This window comes from Xanthomonas albilineans (assembly GCF_002939705.1).
Classification (GTDB): Bacteria; Pseudomonadota; Gammaproteobacteria; order Xanthomonadales; family Xanthomonadaceae; genus Xanthomonas_A; species Xanthomonas_A albilineans.
In genome coordinates this window covers 68,389-83,362 of record NZ_MDCB01000008.1, presented here as the reverse complement: position 1 = coordinate 83,362, position 14,974 = coordinate 68,389, and the positions used below count along the sequence as shown (strand labels likewise).

Below are 14,974 nucleotides of genomic sequence, written 5' to 3'. Positions count from 1 at the left end.
GCGCGCACTCTCTCCCGCTAAGGCGCGATCCGTGCAGTCTCAGTCTGCGTAGTTCAAGACCATGCCGGGATGCAGCAGGCTGCCTGCCGACAATCCGTTTTGTGTCAGTAATGCCTGCACGGTGATGCCATAGCGCTTGGCGATTGTCCAGGCGGTGTCGCCATCGCGGACCGTATGCGTGTGCCGGCGTGGCCTGGATGTGCGCTGACCGGTAGCAGGCATCGCCGAGGCGCTGTCATTGCTGCTGACGCTGATCGCTGTTGACGTGTCCTGCGGCGTTGGCGTGTGGCCTTGGGCAAGCGCGGAGCCGCTGCTCATCCCGAGCGGCACCAACACGGACAGCCCGCGCTTGTGGTTGCGTCTGTTGTCGAGGGCGGGATTCAGCCGTGCGAGCTGGTTGCTCGGCAGTGTCTGTTGCCGAGCCCAGTCGTCCAGGGCCATGCCGGCGGGCAGGATCTGCGCTTGCAGGATGGGCACGTCCCGGTCCAGCGATGCCATCCATTCGGTGTGGGTCTGGGCCTGCTCCAGCACGCAGGCCAGCGCATGCAGCTTCTCGACGTAGGCGTGGGTGACCGAAGCTAGGCCCGGCAGTTTATCCGGGCGTGCGCCCTGGGCATCCATGCCAGCGTGGCGCATAGACTGGAGCACGCGAGATTCGCCGCCGTTATACGCCATCAGTGTCAGCCGCCAATCGCCGCCGAACATCTCGTGCAGCGTCTGCAGATAGCGCAATGCGGCGCGTGTGGAGTCCACCGCCGACAAGCGGCCGTCATAGCTGCTTTCCACCGGGACATCGTGGCGACGTGCGGTAGCGGGGATGAACTGCCACAAGCCGGCCGGACCATTGCGGCGGCTGCGGGCGGCCGGGCGATAGCCGCTCTCGACGAACGGGATCAGTGCGAACTCGGTCGGCAAGTTCGCCGCGCGCAGTTCGTCGATCACGTAACCGAACAGCGGTAGCACGTCTTCGTCCGCGTTGGCCAAGCGAGCCGGTGCGTGCGAAAACTGCTGATGCCAGCGCGGATCGCTGGTGCTGGCATCGCAGTGCGCGTCGGCCAGGCCGTCGCGGAAGCGGGCCAGGATGTCGCGGCCATTGCGCGTCGTCGCTGGCGGTAGCGTCGCCGGATCCGCCGGTAGCGCGTTCACACCGGCCATGGTCTGTTCCAGCGTGGTACCCAACGGCGTGGCAATCGTCGTGCAAGGCAGTGCCGACGCCAGCGTCAGCGCGGCAGTCAACGCCAGCGCTTTCATGCGCGGAAATCGTCTTTCCAGCGCCTCAATTCAGCGAAGACGTCCACGTCCTCGTCCGCAGTTGCGTCGTCCGCCGCGCGACCGAGACGGGCGCCGACGGCCCGCCGAATCGCCGGCGAGGCCGTGCGCAGGAACGGATTGGTCGCCACTTCGCTGGCGAGCGTGACGGGAACGGTGGGGTGTGCGGCATGGCGCATGGCCTGGACTTCCTGATGGCGCTGCCGCAGGGCAACGTTGGTGGGATCGACCATGACGGCGAATGCCGCATTGGCCAGGGTGTATTCATGCCCGCAGCACACCAGCGTCTCGCCCGGTAGGGCGGATAGCCGTTGCAGCGAAGCCAACATCTGGGACGGCGTACCTTCGAACATGCGTCCACAGCCCAGGCTGAACAGGGTATCGCCACTGAACAGGTAGCCATGGCCGACATAGGCTAAATGCGAGCGGGTGTGGCCCGGGACGGCGAGGGTATCGAACTGCCAATGTAACGCCTGGATGCTGTCGCCGTGGCCGACCCGGTGGCTGGCGCAATCGATTCGCGGATCCTCTGGCGCGTATACCGGTAGTTCCGGCCAGCGCGCACGCAAGGCTGGGATGCCGCCAATGTGATCGTCGTGGTGATGTGTGAGCAGGATCGCCGCCGGCTGCAGCCCTTGCGCTGCGGCCTCCAGCACTGGTTCGGCCTGGCCGGGATCGACCAGCAGGGCCCGCCCATCGTCTGCGGCGATTGACCAAATGTAATTGTCTTGGAATGCCGGCAGGGCGATCAGTCGCATAGAATCGGCACCATGCCTGCCGTTCTGCGCCCTCGTCAAGCCAATGTCTCATCCTGGTTTGATACGACCGGGGCGCAAGCGTTGCTTCAGGCTGAACAACCGCTGATCCAGGAGGCATTGCTCAAACGTCCCGCACAGCCCTGGCTGTGGTTGGCCCCGGTGCCGTCGATGCCGCTGTCGCGCGAGGTGCCAGGGCGCGGCTTGCGCCTGCATCGCAGCGCAAGCGGTTATGCGGGGGACCTGATCTGCAGACTGCCGTTGCCGCTGCCTTCGGAGAGCGTCAATGCGATCGTGTTGCAGCACGTGCTGGCGGCCGATGCGCTAGCGTTGCTGGAAGAGTGCGAACGGGTGTTGATGCCCGGTGGTCGGCTGTGGCTGTTCGCGCTCAATGCGATGAGTCCGTACCGGCTGCGCTGGCGACGTCAGGGGCTGGTGGCGCGACCGCCGGGCAGTTGGCGCGGCTTGCTCGAGCAGGCCGGGTTGCCATGCGTGGAGCAACTGCGTTATCTCGGACCGGTGTGGCCGACCCGTGCTGGGACCGGCGCGATCGCATCCACCGCACCGTTGCGCGCGGTCTGCCTGTTGCAGGTGGAAAAGCGCACCGCCGCCGGCATCGGCCCCATTGCCTTGCGTGCGCCGCTGCGCTGGCGCGGCTCGATCGCTTCCATCTGAATTCCCTCTGGATCCTCATGAAGACTGTTGACATCCATACCGACGGCGCCTGTCTCGGCAATCCTGGCCCCGGTGGCTGGGCCGCGCTGCTGCGCTACAAGGACCAGGAACGCGAGGTGGCGGGCGCCGAGGCGCACACCACCAACAACCGCATGGAGCTGATGGCGGCGATCATGGCGCTGGAGACGCTCAACGCCCCCTGCCAGATCGTGTTGCATACCGACTCGCAGTACGTGCGCCAAGGCATCACCGAGTGGATGCCGGGCTGGGTGCGGCGGCAGTGGAAGACCGCTGGCGGCGATCCGGTCAAGAATCGCGATCTGTGGGAGCGGCTGCACGCCGCCGCGCAACGGCACGCGATCGACTGGCGTTGGGTCAAGGGCCATAACGGCGACCCGGACAACGAGCGGGTCGATCAACTCGCGCGCGACCAGGCGGTGCGGGTGCGCGCCGGTGGCGGCGCTGCCGCCTCCTGAACCCTCTTTTTCCTGCAACGAGCCCTATGCGCCAGATCATCCTCGATACCGAAACCACCGGCCTGGAATGGAAGAAGGACAACCGCGTCGTCGAAATCGGTGCGGTGGAACTGCTCGAACGCCGTCCCAGCGGGCGCCATTTCCACCGCTATCTGCGCCCGGATTGCGATTTCGAACCGGGCGCGCAGGAGGTCACCGGCCTGACCTTGGAGTTTCTCGCCGACAAACCGGAATTCCATGAAGTGGTCGACGAGTTCCTCGAATTCATCGACGGCGCCGAGTTGGTTATTCACAACGCTTCGTTCGACCTGGGTTTCCTCGACTACGAACTGTCGCGGCTGGGCGAGTCCTACGGGCGCATTCTCGACCGTGCCAGTGTGGTCGATACCTTGTTGTTGGCCCGCGAGCGCTTTCCAGGGCAGCGCAATTCGCTGGATGCGTTGTGCAAACGGCTGGGTGTGGACAACGCGCACCGGCAACTGCACGGCGCGTTGCTCGATGCGCAGATCCTGTGCGAGGTGTACATCGCGTTGACCTCCGGCCAGGAGGAAATCGGTTTCGCCTTGGTCGAGGAGACGACTGGCAAGACCGATGCCCATGGTGTGGCTTTCGACATGGCGACGCTGTTGCCGCGTCCGCAGGTGCTGCCGACCGCTTCCGAATTGGAGGCGCATCAGGCACGGCTTGATACGTTGCGTAAAAAGGCTGGCCGGGCGCTGTGGGATGCGATTGAGCCGTTGCCGTCGCAGGTGGCAGGCTGAGGGGCGCATGCAGTCCGCCCGTCGCGTGACGGGCGCGGCGTGTGTGCAGTAGTAGTGGCGTGGGGCGCGCTTCGCGGCCTGCGCCGTTCAGTGGCAACGCACCAAGACGACCGTGATGTTGTCCGAGCCGCCGTCGTCCAGCGCCGCCGCTGCCAGCATGTCCACGCATTCCTGCGCGCTGCAGTCGTCGTGGCCCAGCGCGGTGGCAATACCGACTTCGCCCACATGCTCGGTCAGCCCGTCGCTGCACAGGAGCAGGCACACACCCGGACGCAGGTCGCCAGTCATCACGGCCACGTTGAGATGCTGTGGGTCGGTAATGCCGAGCGCCTGGGTGACCACATTGCGGTGCGGATGCGCGCGTGCCTGTTCCGCAGTCAGCGCGCCCTGTGCGATCAGCGCCTGCACGAGGCTGTGGTCCTGACTGAGCTGGGCGAGTTTGCCGTCGCGCCACAGGTAGGCGCGGCTGTCGCCGACCCAGGCCACTTCGAAGCGGTTCCCCTGCACGCGTGCGGCGACCACGCTGGTGCCCATCGGCAGGGGATCGTTGCGGCGTTGTGCGGCGTGGATGATTTCTTCGTCGGCGATCCGGATTGCCTGCGCCAGTGTGGCGCCGCCGCGCACTTGGCGGACGATGACCTCGCGCGCCAGCGCACTGGCGACCTCGCCGCAGGCATGGCCGCCCATGCCATCGGCCACCAGCCACAGGCCCAGCTCGTTGTCGCCGTAGTAGGTGTCCTCGTTGAGGTCGCGGCGCAAGCCGAGGTGGGTGAGATGTCCGAATTCGATCATTGCGCGCCTGTGGCTGGCCGGGCTTCCTGTGTCGTTCAGCACGCATCATCGCGGTCGCGCGCAGATCCGGCAATCGCCTGCGGCGGTGCAGGGCAGGTGGGGTTCATGGGCGTCGCCCGAACCGGTTGCATGCAAGCGCGGGCGGCGCGCTGCTTGTTCGCACGCGGTGGGAACCGTATGATGCTTGCCCCCGGCCTGCCGGGGACGGCACGGGAAGGTGGCAGAGTGGTTGAATGTACCTGACTCGAAATCAGGCAGGCGTTTATAGCGCCTCGGGGGTTCGAATCCCCCCCTTCCCGCCAGTTGTGCATTGGGCCCCGTCAGGGGCCTTTATGTTGTTGAGCGCTTGCGATGCTGCGCAGACTTGGCGTTGAAGCTCACCCTCTACACTCTTCATCCACTGTCCTCTGGGTGTCTGTCATGTCCGAAATTCTGGTTCCCGTGTCCTTCGGCGAATTGCTCGACAAGATTGCCATTTTGCAGATCAAGTCCGAGCGTATCGCCGACCCGGACAAACTGGTCAATGTGCGCGCGGAGTTGTCGGCGTTGGAGAAGACCTGGATGGCGCATCCGGCTGCCGGCGGCGATGTGGCGCGCCTACGCGCGGAATTGAAGGCGGTCAACGCACGGTTGTGGGTGATCGAGGACGAGATCCGGATCAAGGAGAAAGCCCAGGCTTTCGATGAGGAGTTCATCAAGCTGGCGCGCAGCGTGTATTACGAAAACGACGAACGCGCGCGGATCAAGAAAGAAATCAACCTGGCGCTGGGTTCCAGCTACATAGAAGAAAAGTCCTATCAGGACTACCGCAACACGTCCGCTTGAGTGCTGCGTCATGCAGGTCAGGTGCCGTGATCGGCACGGTAGCGCTCGAACGCGGCGATCGCCGCATCCACCTCGATCAGCGCCATGGCGCCATCGTGTTCGATCTTGCTGCCCCATTTGAGCGCTTCGGCCGGCTTGCCCAGGTACTTGCGCGCGGCCGCGTCGTATTTGTCCACGCAGTAGCGGATATCCGAGTACGGGCCGCTGCGGCGCGGGTTGCTCGCCGCATGTAGGCCCAGCACCTTGACGCCCATGGCGTTGGCGATGTGCATGGGGCCGGAGTCGGGGGTCATCACCAGCGCCGCGCGCTGCAGCAGGGCCGGTAGTTGCTTGAGCGTGTCGCGACCGACCAGATCCAGCAGCGGTGCGCGCGCTGCGGCAACGATGGCGTCGGCAGTGCTGCGTTCCAACGCACTGCGCCCGCCGCATAACACCACCCGCCAACCTTGCGCGACGGCGTGGTCGGCGACCGCGGCGTAACGTTCGGCATACCAGTTGCGGCGTTCGTGGCTGGAGCATGGCGAAATCAGCAACGCCGGGCGGCCGTCGTCGGGCCATTGCGCACGCGCCCAGGCATGCGCCGCATCGGGGACCGGCAGATCCCAGCGCACCTCGGTCTGACGTAGCCCCAGCGGCTCGCAGAAGCTGCCGATCGCATCGAGCACATGGATGCCGGGGCGGTCGGGGATGCGCTCGTTGATGAACATGCCATGCAGGTCCTTCGAACGGCTACGGTCGTAGCCAATGCGGCGACGCGCACGCACGCAGGCCGATAGCACATTGGCGCGCAGCGCCACCTGCATCTGTAACAACGCATCGAAACCCTGTCTCGGTAGCTCGCGGCGCAGTGCGCGCATGCCGGCCAGGCCGCTGCGTTTGTCGTAGCGATGGAAGGTCACCCCGGGCAGGCCGTCCAGCAGTTTGAGTCCGGCACTGTCGATGATCCAGTGCAATGGCGGTGCCTGTGGCCAGGAATGCTGCAGCGTGCGCACCAGTGGCACGACGTGAGTCACGTCTCCCAGCGCAGACAGTCGCAACAGACACAGCGAGGGGAGCATTGCCGGCATGGTGTTGTTAGACTCGTAGGATGGTTGCATTCGACGCTACCGAAGCACTGACGCCATACCGCGAGGGCCGCGGCGATGGTGCCATTCTGTTCGACCGCGAACGACTGCGGCAACCCGAGCCGGCGCTGTTTTCGGCGACGTCTTGGGCCGAGCGTGCGCGTCCTGTGGACGCTGGCGGCCGCGGTGGCGCGTGGTTCGTCGATGCGCCGTTCGGCGCCTGCGTCCTGCGCCAGTACCGTCGTGGTGGCCTGGTTGCCAAACTCAGTCGCGATCGCTACCTGTGGTGCGGTGCTCACCGCACCCGCAGCTTCGCCGAGTTCCGCCTGATGCGCGCGTTGATCGCGCGCAAGTTGCCGGTGCCCAAGCCCTTGGCCGCTTGCTATCTGCGCCAGGGGCTGCGCTATCGTGCCGCGCTCTTGATGGAGCGGCTGGAGGATGTGCGTTCCCTGGCCGATCGCGCATCGATTGCCGGCCACGGCGCCCCCTGGGAGGAGACCGGGCGGCTGCTTGCGCGCTTTCATCGCGCTGGCCTGGATCATGCCGATCTCAACGCGCACAACATCCTGTTCGACGGCAATGGTCGCGGTTGGTTGATCGACTTCGACCGCAGTGTGCTGCGCATTCCCGCCACCGGCTGGCGCGAGCGCAACCTCAAGCGCCTGCATCGCTCATTGTTGAAGCTGCGCGGCGAGCGTGGCATCGATGCGGTCGAAAAGGACTACGCACGCCTGCGTCGCGCTTACGACCTGGCCTGGGAGCGCGGTTGCTGATGAGCGCCTGGGCGCTGCGTTTCCAGGGCGTGGGCAACGCCTCGGCGGTGCAGCTGGGGTCGCCGATGGCCACGATCGAGCGTGATGGTCGGCCGTGGCTGAGTATCGACTGTGGTGGCGAGGGCCTGAGCGCCTATCAAGCGCACTACGGCGCCATGCCGCAGGCGTTGTTCGTCACCCATGTGCATCTGGATCACGTGGCCGGGTTCGAGCGCCTGTTCGTGGAAAGCTATTTCTCCGAACGGCGCGGTAAAGTGCGCCTGTACGTGCCGGCGACGGTGCTGCCGCTGCTGCACCGCCGAGTGGCCGACTACCCGAACGTGTTGGCCGAGGGCGGCGCCAACTTCTGGGACGCGTTTCAGTTGATCGCGGTCGGCGACGCGTTCTGGCACGACGGCGTACGTCTGGAGGTGTTCCCGGTGCGCCACCACTGGCCGGAGACGGCTTATGGCGTGCGCCTGCCGGGCGCGTTGGTGTGGAGCGGGGATACCAGGCCGATTCCGGAAATGCTCAACCGTTATGCCGGCGATGGCGAACTGATCGCCCACGACTGCGGTCTTCACGGCAACCCGTCGCATACTGGCGTAGACGATCTGGAGCGGGAATATCCCGCCGAATTGCTGCGAAGGACGATGCTCTACCACTACGCCAGCACCGAAGATGCCGAGGTCTTGCGCACGCGTGGTCACCGTGTGGCATGGCCGGGCGAATGCGTGGCGCTGCCCGCGCCGCGCTTGTCGCAGGTGCCAGCCGGATGAGTGCCGCCCTGCGCCCGCCGCTTGCGTCCGCGACGCCAGCGGACCGGCGCGGGCGAGCGTTGCACGATCTACGCCTGTCGGTGATCGAGGCGTGCAACTTCCGCTGCGGCTACTGCATGCCGGCCGATAAAGTCCCCGACGATTACGGGTTCGATGCGGCCGCGCGGCTATCGTTCGCGCAGATCGAAACCCTGGCGCGCGCCTTCGTGCGCAACGGCGTGCGCAAGCTGCGCCTGACCGGCGGCGAGCCCTTGCTGCGCCGCGAATTGCCTGAATTGGTGCGACGGCTCGCGCGCATTGCTGGCGTGGAGGATCTGGCGATGACCACCAACGGCGTGTTGTTGGCAACGCATGCGCAGGCCTTGCGCGACGCCGGCTTGCAGCGCGTCACCGTCAGCCTGGATGCGATCGATCCGTTGCTGTTCCGGCAGTTGTCCGGCGGCCGTGGCGAGATCGCGCAGGTGTTGGCTGGCATCGACGCCGCGGTCGCGGCCGGGCTGGGGCCGGTCAAACTTAATTGCGTGGTCCAGCGTGGGGTCAACGATGACCAGGTATTGCCGTTGTTGGCGCATTTTCGCGGCAGCGGCCATGTGGTGCGTTTCATCGAATACATGGACGTCGGCACATGCAACGCCTGGCGTCGTGACAGGGTGGTGCCCGCTGCCCGATTGCGCGAGCGCATCGCCGCGCGCTGGCCGCTGCATGCGCTGGAGCCGCATTATCCCGGCGAAGTGGCCGCGCGCTACGCCTTCGCCGATGGTGGGGGCGAGGTCGGTTTCGTCACCTCGGTCAGCGCGCCGTTTTGCGGCGACTGCCATCGTGCACGGGTTTCGGCCGATGGTCGTCTTTATACGTGCTTGTTCGCTGCCGAAGGGGCCGATCTCATGCCGGCGCTGGCCGATGGCGAGGAGGCGCTGACCGAACGCGTGCGCGTCTTATGGGAGCAGCGCAACGACCGTTACAGCGAACTGCGCGGCGACGCGCCGGCGACGCGCGGCAAGCATGTCGAAATGTTTCTGATCGGTGGTTGAGCGATGGACGCCGCACTGCCACGCGAATTGGTCGGGTTGGAACTGGCATTGCTGGAGCCGGTGCTGCGCACTTCGTCCGAGCGCGTCGCCGAACTGCTCGACGACGCTTTCCTGGAGATTGGAACATCCGGTCGCCGCTTCGACAAGCATGCCGTGTTGCATGCGCTATCTGTCGAGGTGAGCGGGTTCGCTGATCGTGTTTTCGATATGGACGCGCAGCTGTTGGCGCCGGATCTTACGCAATTGCGCGACCGCAGCGAGCGTAGCGGTCGCGACGAACCACCGCGTCAGACGCTGCGCAGTTCGCTGTGGCAGCGCCGGGACGGCCAATGGCGCATGCTGTTCCATCAAGGTATGCCGATTCCCGGTGTTGTCTGAGCATCGCGCCGTGGGAGCGGCAGCGCCATCCATGACCAAGAAAAGATCCGCCAAGTCCGCAGGCGCATCGGCGCCGACACTGACTCATCTGGACCTGCAGGGACTGCCTGCGATGGTGGACGTTTCCGCCAAGCCCGCCACCGCGCGCGTGGCGGTGGCCGAAGCGCGGGTGCGCTTTCCTGCGGCGGTGGCCGCGCAATTGCGCGCCGATGCGCTACGCAGCGCCAAGGGCGGCATCGTCGACACCGCAGTGATCGCCGGCACGTTGGCGGTCAAGCGCACCCACGAATTGATTCCGTTCTGCCATCCGTTGCCGATCGACGGCTGCCGTTTCGCCATCGACTGGGCGTCGCCGCAGGTGTTGCGTATCCAATGCCGCGTGCGCACCGTGCACCGTACCGGCGTGGAGATGGAAGCCTTGACCGGCGCCAGCATCGCCGCGTTAACTGTGTACGACATGTGCAAAGCGCTGACCCATGCGATGACCATCGGTCCGGTGCGATTGCTCGGCAAACGTGGCGGCAAGCGCGATGTCGGGAGCGTGGCATGAGCGTCTCGGTGACCGTGCTGTATTTCGCCAGCCTGCGCGAGGCGGCGGGAATTGACCGAGAACAGGTGCAAACGGCCGTGCCCGATCTGCGCGCGTTGTACGCCGAACTCGACGCCCGGCACGGCCTGCGCTGGCCTGTGCAACGCCTGCGTGTGGCGGTGGATGGCGCCTTCGCCGATTGGGGCGACGCATTGCGCGATGGCACGGAAGTGGTGTTCATTCCGCCGGTGTCGGGAGGCTGAGCGATGTCCACCGCGTCGCGTTTCCATCTTGCCGACGACGCACTCGATCCTGTCGCGTTGCGCGTGCCGCTGGCGCATGCACAGGCCGGTGCCTATGCCAGCTTCGAAGGCTGGGTGCGCGATCACAACGACGGTCGCGCCGTCGATGGCCTGCGCTACGAGGCCTATGCCGCCCTGGCCGAGGTCGAAGGCCAGCGCATCGCCGACGAGGCATTGGCCCGTTTCGCCATTCTCGATCTGCGCTGCGTCCACCGTACCGGCGACTTGGCGATCGGCGATTTGGCCGTATGGGTGGGCGTGATCGCCGCGCATCGCGATGCCGCCTTCGGCGCCTGCCGTTATGTCATCGACGAGGTCAAGGCGCGCGTGCCGATCTGGAAACACGAGCGCTACCGCGACGGCGACGCGGGCTGGTTGCATCCGGAATAGCGCGTGTGGCATCGCGCAACGCGCACGCCGCAGTTGCCCGACGAGGTGCGAGCGCGCAGCAAGCCAGAAGCATCAGCGATGCGAAAGTGCGAACAGGGGTAGTAGGGTGGCGACCCCGCCGGCTAACCTCGGCGCCCGCGTCGATCGATACCGTTGCTGCCTTCCGGCCCTGGCGGGGTTTTCGATCTAGCGTCGCGAGGGGCCGACGGGGCCACCATAGAGACGAAACCGCGCCAGCGGCGCGGTTCTTGCCCGTTTAGGAATTCCTGCGCGAGAGGCGAAGGAGTTCTGCGCAGGGGCGGCGCAGGGAAACTGGCGGAGAGAGGGGGATTCGAACCCCCGAAGCGCGGTTTAGACGCTTACACACTTTCCAGGCGTGCTCCTTCAACCACTCGGACACCTCTCCGGTTTCTTGCGCGGGCCAGCGGTCCGCGCAAGGGCGGAATTCTAGCCGCCGCGGCCTCCATTCACAAGGTGAGCGAACGGCGGCGCTCAGGCTGGCCGCCGCCTGTTCATGGTCGCGCAGCGCCTGGACCCCGCGTTTTCCCAGTCCGCGAGAGATGGGTGGGGCCCGCGCTGGCGCCTGAGCGATGACCCGGGCGCGACATGGCACAATGACGGTTCAGATGAAGACGGTCGCCTGATGTCCTATCTCGTTCTCGCCCGCAAGTGGCGCCCCAAGCGTTTTGCCGAACTGGTGGGGCAGGAGCATGTGGTCCGTGCGCTCACCAATGCCCTGGACAGCGGGCGGGTCCACCATGCCTTTCTGTTCACCGGCACGCGCGGCGTCGGCAAGACCACCATCGCGCGCATCTTCGCCAAGTCCCTGAACTGCGAGCAGGGCACCAGTGCCGATCCGTGCGGCAAGTGTGCAGCCTGCCTGGACATCGATGCCGGCCGCTATATCGACCTGCTGGAGATCGACGCCGCGTCCAACACAGGCGTGGACGATGTGCGCGAGGTGATCGAAAACGCGCAGTACATGCCTTCGCGCGGCAAATTCAAGGTCTATCTGATCGACGAAGTGCACATGCTGTCGAAGGCGGCGTTCAACGCGTTGCTGAAAACGCTGGAAGAGCCGCCGGAGCACGTGAAGTTTCTGCTCGCCACCACCGATCCGCAGAAGCTGCCGGTGACGGTGCTGTCGCGCTGCTTGCAGTTCAACCTCAAACGCCTGGACGAGATGCAGATCCAGGGGCAGATGACCAAGATTCTGGCGGCCGAGCAGATCGAGGTGGATGCCTCGGCCATCGTGCAGTTGGCCAAGGCCGCCGACGGCAGTCTGCGCGATGGGCTGTCGCTGCTCGATCAGGCTATCGCCTACGCCGGCGGCGCGCTGCGCGAGGAGGTGGTGCGGACGATGCTGGGGACGGTCGATCGCACTCAGGTCGGTGCGATGCTCGATGCGCTGGTCGATGCCGATGGGGCGCGATTGCTGCAGGTCGTCGCGGGTTTGGCCGAGTTCTCCCCGGATTGGGGCGGCGTGCTGGAGGCGCTGGCCGAGACGCTGCATCGCATCCAGGTACGGCAACTGGTGCCGGGTGCGGCGTTGGATACGCTGGACGGTTTGGATCTGGCGCCGCTGGCCGAGCGGCTGCGTCCGGAAATCGTGCAACTGTGGTACCAGATGGCATTGAATGGGCGCCGCGATCTGTATCTGGCGCCGAGTCCGCGCGCCGGGTTCGAGATGGCGGTGTTGCGGATGCTGGCGTTCCGCCCAGCGAACGCTGCGGCATTGCCGGCGGCGTCCGTTGCGGGCGCGCCAGCGCAGGAGCAGCATGGCGCGATGTCGGCCGCTTCCACTGCGCCGGCCGCGTCCCCGTCGACGGTGGCGGCGGTAACTCCTTCCGCATCGATCATGTCGCCGACGCCGACAGTCGTCCAGACATCTACCAATGCCTCCAACGCGTCCGCGACTGCGCTGGATCCACCGTGGGATCCACCCGCGCCGTCGCCGGCACGTCCGGCCGCGCCCGCTGCGCCAATGTCGACCACCACGCGCCCGCCGCTTGCGTCAGCCGCCGAAGCCGATACAGTGCCGCCGCCGACCGAGGTGCCGCGTGCGCCATCGTCGGCTGCCGTTGGCGGGCTACGCGGTCTGCATAGCACCGAGGACTGGCTGGCACTGGTCGCCGACTGCGGCCTGACTGGTCCGTCGCGGCAACTCGCGGCCAATGCCGCCTTCGTCAGCCATGCCGAGGGCGTGCTGCGGCTGTCGTTGTCGCCGGGTTTCGAATATTTGCAGTCGGACCGTTCGCTCGGCGAACTGGCCGAGGCGTTGGCCGAGGCACTCGGCCAACGGTCGAAGATCGTGATCGAAAGCGGCATCGCGGTCGATACCGAAACCCTGCACGAGCGTTCGCACCGTCAACGCGGCGAACGTCAGAACGAGGCCGAGGCTGCGTTCCTCAACGACCCGGCGGTGCAAGCGCTGATGCAGCAGCAAGGCGCGCGGGTCGTACCCGATTCCATCCGTCCCTACGATGAGTGAACCACGATGCGCGGCAATATCGCCCAATTGATGCAACAGGCGCAGAAGATGCAGGAAAACCTGCAGCGTGCCCAGGAAGAACTGGCGAAGCTGGAAGTCACCGGCAGCGCCGGTGGCGGCATGGTCAGCGTGACTCTGACCGGGGCCAAGGAGTGCCGCAAGGTACGGATCGATCCGAGCATTCTGTCCGACCAGGAGATGGCCGAGGACCTGATCGCCGCCGCTTTCAACGATGCTTCCAACAAAGTCGATGCCGAGTCCAAGCAGCGGATGGGCGCGGCGACTGCCGGGATGCCGATTCCGCCGGGCATGAAGCTGCCGTTCTGAGCATGGCGAACGGCAGACGCGACGATTATCCGTTCGGCGGCACGGGCAATGGCGCCGCCAGCGACGGCGAGCAAGGCGATCCCGCAGTGTTGATGTTGTCGCAGTGCAAGGGTGCGCACTGTGCGCAAGTCGAGGACATCGGGTGGCCGATGTCGCCCGAGTACAGCCGGGAATTGAAGGCGCGGATCGATGCCGTGATGGTCCAGGCGATGTGCCGGTTTCGCGGAATGTTCGACTGTTTTGACGTCGCGCAGTCCTGGAGCGCGCGGGGCGCATGAGTTCGCCGCTGCTCGAACAGTTGATCGAGGCGTTCCGCATCCTGCCGGGGGTCGGTCAGAAAACCGCGCAGCGGATGGCGTATCACGTGCTCGAACGCGAACGCGCCGGTGGGCAGCGTCTGGCCGACACCCTGCATGCGGCGATTGCGCGGGTCGGCCACTGCACGCAATGCCGCGATTTCAGCGAAACCGATATCTGTGCGATCTGCGCCAGCCCTGGTCGTGACCGCCAACAGTTGTGCGTGGTGGAGTCGCCGGCCGACCGCTTGGCGATCGAACAGGCCACCGGCTATCGCGGGCTGTATTTCATTCTGCAGGGACGGCTGTCGCCACTGGACGGCATCGGTCCGCGCGAACTCGGTCTGGATCGACTCGGCGCGCGGCTGGCGCAGGGCGAGGTCGCCGAACTGATCATCGCCACCAATTCCACGGTCGAGGGCGAGGCCACCGCGCATTATCTGGCGCAGTTGGCCCGCCAGCATGGTGTGCGGCCGAGCCGGCTGGCGCAGGGCTTGCCGCTGGGCGGTGAACTGGAATACGTGGACCGCGGCACGTTGTCGCATGCGTTCGGCAGCCGCAACGAAGTGCCGCGCGGCGGCGTGGGCGAGTAGCGCGCTTTGTGCTGCGCAGCTGCGGCACCGCGCCGGATTGGGCTATAACGGCTCCCCCTCTTTACCGTTTCGGGCATGCTCCATGGATACCATCTTCGGCAAGATCATTCGTCGTGAAATTCCGGCCAACATCGTCTACGAAGACGATGTCGTCCTCGGCTTCAAGGACATCGCGCCGCAGGCGCCGGTGCACGTGTTGTTCATTCCCAAGCAGCTGGAGATTCCCACGCTGGACGATCTGCTGCCGGACCAGGCCACCCTGGTCGGAAAACTGGTGCTGGCTGCGGCCAGCTACGCACGCGCACAAGGTCTGGCCGAGGATGGCTATCGTGTGGTGATCAACTGCCGCGAGCATGGCGGACAGACCGTGTTCCACTTGCACTTGCATTTGCTGGCGGGTGCGCCGTTGGGGCGCTTCGGTACGCCCTGAGCGCGGCTGTAGCCGGATGTCGGTGCGCCGCTGGCGTGTCACTGTGGCGCGCAATGCAA

Annotated in this window: 20 protein-coding genes, 2 tRNA genes and 1 other RNA gene; 17 read left to right on the top strand and 6 right to left on the bottom strand. The window is 65.9% G+C overall.

From position 1 onward, the window contains the following. Nucleotides 1-39 precede the first annotated feature (39 nt). Nucleotides 40-1,251 carry a lytic transglycosylase domain-containing protein gene (locus XalbCFBP2523_RS08965; RefSeq protein WP_045765282.1) on the bottom strand — a complete coding sequence of 404 codons (1,212 nt, stop codon included), beginning with the start codon at nucleotides 1,249-1,251 and terminating at the stop codon, nucleotides 40-42. Next, nucleotides 1,248-2,027 carry a hydroxyacylglutathione hydrolase gene (gene gloB, locus XalbCFBP2523_RS08960; RefSeq protein WP_045765283.1) on the bottom strand — a complete coding sequence of 260 codons (780 nt, stop codon included), beginning with the start codon at nucleotides 2,025-2,027 and terminating at the stop codon, nucleotides 1,248-1,250. The genes XalbCFBP2523_RS08965 and gloB overlap by 4 nt, the downstream gene beginning before the upstream one ends. A 12-nt stretch (nucleotides 2,028-2,039) precedes the next feature. On the opposite strand from gloB, the gene XalbCFBP2523_RS08955 reads away from it, so the two are divergent. Genes XalbCFBP2523_RS08955 through dnaQ form a run of 3 tightly spaced genes read left to right on the top strand, consistent with a single transcriptional unit; the run spans nucleotide 2,040 to nucleotide 3,936 of the window. Then, a complete protein-coding gene (locus XalbCFBP2523_RS08955; RefSeq protein ID WP_012915128.1) occupies nucleotides 2,040-2,699 on the top strand; it encodes a class I SAM-dependent methyltransferase in 660 nt (219 codons plus the stop codon). Between the two features lie 17 nt (nucleotides 2,700-2,716). Further along, on the top strand, nucleotides 2,717-3,175 hold the full coding sequence (gene rnhA / locus XalbCFBP2523_RS08950; protein ID WP_045765284.1) for a ribonuclease HI: 459 nt from the start codon (nucleotides 2,717-2,719) through the stop codon (nucleotides 3,173-3,175). Nucleotides 3,176-3,201: 26 nt separating this feature from the next. After that, entirely contained in the window at nucleotides 3,202-3,936 is a 735-nt protein-coding gene (gene dnaQ, locus XalbCFBP2523_RS08945) for a DNA polymerase III subunit epsilon (RefSeq protein ID WP_045765285.1), read from the top strand. Nucleotides 3,937-4,023: 87 nt separating this feature from the next. Here dnaQ and XalbCFBP2523_RS08940 read toward each other — a convergent pair whose 3' ends face one another. Next, on the bottom strand, nucleotides 4,024-4,728 hold the full coding sequence (locus XalbCFBP2523_RS08940) for a PP2C family protein-serine/threonine phosphatase (RefSeq protein WP_012915131.1): 705 nt from the start codon (nucleotides 4,726-4,728) through the stop codon (nucleotides 4,024-4,026). A gap of 211 nt (nucleotides 4,729-4,939) precedes the next feature. Between XalbCFBP2523_RS08940 and XalbCFBP2523_RS08935 the strand changes: the two genes are divergently transcribed. Continuing rightward, nucleotides 4,940-5,030: transfer RNA gene (locus XalbCFBP2523_RS08935), tRNA-Ser, on the top strand. A gap of 118 nt (nucleotides 5,031-5,148) precedes the next feature. Next, nucleotides 5,149-5,553 carry a DUF6165 family protein gene (locus tag XalbCFBP2523_RS08930; protein ID WP_045765286.1) on the top strand — a complete coding sequence of 135 codons (405 nt, stop codon included), beginning with the start codon at nucleotides 5,149-5,151 and terminating at the stop codon, nucleotides 5,551-5,553. Between the two features lie 17 nt (nucleotides 5,554-5,570). Here XalbCFBP2523_RS08930 and XalbCFBP2523_RS08925 read toward each other — a convergent pair whose 3' ends face one another. Next, on the bottom strand, nucleotides 5,571-6,620 hold the full coding sequence (locus XalbCFBP2523_RS08925) for a glycosyltransferase family 9 protein (RefSeq protein ID WP_045765287.1): 1,050 nt from the start codon (nucleotides 6,618-6,620) through the stop codon (nucleotides 5,571-5,573). Between the two features lie 20 nt (nucleotides 6,621-6,640). Here XalbCFBP2523_RS08925 and XalbCFBP2523_RS08920 point away from each other — a divergent pair, with 20 nt between their 5' ends. Genes XalbCFBP2523_RS08920 through XalbCFBP2523_RS08890 form a run of 7 tightly spaced genes read left to right on the top strand, consistent with a single transcriptional unit; the run spans nucleotide 6,641 to nucleotide 10,778 of the window. Next, nucleotides 6,641-7,390, top strand: a complete 750-nt coding sequence (locus XalbCFBP2523_RS08920) for a 3-deoxy-D-manno-octulosonic acid kinase (RefSeq protein ID WP_045765288.1) — start codon at nucleotides 6,641-6,643, stop codon at nucleotides 7,388-7,390. Then, nucleotides 7,390-8,148, top strand: a complete 759-nt coding sequence (locus XalbCFBP2523_RS08915; RefSeq protein ID WP_045765289.1) for an MBL fold metallo-hydrolase — start codon at nucleotides 7,390-7,392, stop codon at nucleotides 8,146-8,148. Before XalbCFBP2523_RS08920 ends, XalbCFBP2523_RS08915 begins: the two co-directional genes overlap by 1 nt. Beyond that, nucleotides 8,145-9,179, top strand: a complete 1,035-nt coding sequence (gene moaA, locus XalbCFBP2523_RS08910) for a GTP 3',8-cyclase MoaA (protein ID WP_045766621.1) — start codon at nucleotides 8,145-8,147, stop codon at nucleotides 9,177-9,179. The genes XalbCFBP2523_RS08915 and moaA overlap by 4 nt, the downstream gene beginning before the upstream one ends. Nucleotides 9,180-9,182: 3 nt before the next feature. Beyond that, on the top strand, nucleotides 9,183-9,557 hold the full coding sequence (locus tag XalbCFBP2523_RS08905) for a nuclear transport factor 2 family protein (RefSeq protein ID WP_045765290.1): 375 nt from the start codon (nucleotides 9,183-9,185) through the stop codon (nucleotides 9,555-9,557). A 31-nt stretch (nucleotides 9,558-9,588) separates the two neighbouring features. Next, entirely contained in the window at nucleotides 9,589-10,107 is a 519-nt protein-coding gene (gene moaC, locus XalbCFBP2523_RS08900) for a cyclic pyranopterin monophosphate synthase MoaC (RefSeq protein ID WP_045765291.1), read from the top strand. Next, nucleotides 10,104-10,349: a MoaD/ThiS family protein gene (locus tag XalbCFBP2523_RS08895; RefSeq protein WP_045765292.1), complete on the top strand. Its 246-nt coding sequence runs from the start codon at nucleotides 10,104-10,106 to the stop codon at nucleotides 10,347-10,349. Before moaC ends, XalbCFBP2523_RS08895 begins: the two co-directional genes overlap by 4 nt. 3 nt (nucleotides 10,350-10,352) lie before the next feature. Then, entirely contained in the window at nucleotides 10,353-10,778 is a 426-nt protein-coding gene (locus XalbCFBP2523_RS08890; protein WP_045765293.1) for a molybdenum cofactor biosynthesis protein MoaE, read from the top strand. A gap of 112 nt (nucleotides 10,779-10,890) precedes the next feature. Here the strand turns inward: XalbCFBP2523_RS08890 and ffs are convergent. Together ffs and XalbCFBP2523_RS08880 are read right to left on the bottom strand one after the other, a co-directional pair. Beyond that, an RNA gene (gene ffs / locus XalbCFBP2523_RS08885) (signal recognition particle sRNA small type) lies at nucleotides 10,891-10,987 on the bottom strand. Between the two features lie 104 nt (nucleotides 10,988-11,091). Continuing rightward, nucleotides 11,092-11,184: transfer RNA gene (locus XalbCFBP2523_RS08880), tRNA-Ser, on the bottom strand. A gap of 237 nt (nucleotides 11,185-11,421) precedes the next feature. Here XalbCFBP2523_RS08880 and dnaX point away from each other — a divergent pair. The 5 genes from dnaX (at nucleotide 11,422) to XalbCFBP2523_RS08855 (ending at nucleotide 14,915) form a co-directional block, all read left to right on the top strand. Further along, nucleotides 11,422-13,269 (top strand): DNA polymerase III subunit gamma/tau, encoded by a 1,848-nt coding sequence (dnaX, locus tag XalbCFBP2523_RS08875; protein WP_045765294.1) that lies wholly within the window; start codon nucleotides 11,422-11,424, stop codon nucleotides 13,267-13,269. 6 nt (nucleotides 13,270-13,275) lie between these two features. Further along, on the top strand, nucleotides 13,276-13,596 hold the full coding sequence (locus XalbCFBP2523_RS08870; protein ID WP_045765295.1) for a YbaB/EbfC family nucleoid-associated protein: 321 nt from the start codon (nucleotides 13,276-13,278) through the stop codon (nucleotides 13,594-13,596). A gap of 2 nt (nucleotides 13,597-13,598) precedes the next feature. Then, a complete protein-coding gene (locus tag XalbCFBP2523_RS08865) occupies nucleotides 13,599-13,874 on the top strand; it encodes a hypothetical protein (protein ID WP_045765296.1) in 276 nt (91 codons plus the stop codon). Beyond that, entirely contained in the window at nucleotides 13,871-14,485 is a 615-nt protein-coding gene (gene recR / locus XalbCFBP2523_RS08860) for a recombination mediator RecR (protein WP_012915143.1), read from the top strand. The genes XalbCFBP2523_RS08865 and recR overlap by 4 nt, the downstream gene beginning before the upstream one ends. Nucleotides 14,486-14,567: 82 nt before the next feature. Continuing rightward, nucleotides 14,568-14,915: a histidine triad nucleotide-binding protein gene (locus XalbCFBP2523_RS08855; RefSeq protein ID WP_012915144.1), complete on the top strand. Its 348-nt coding sequence runs from the start codon at nucleotides 14,568-14,570 to the stop codon at nucleotides 14,913-14,915. Nucleotides 14,916-14,974: the final 59 nt, after the last annotated feature.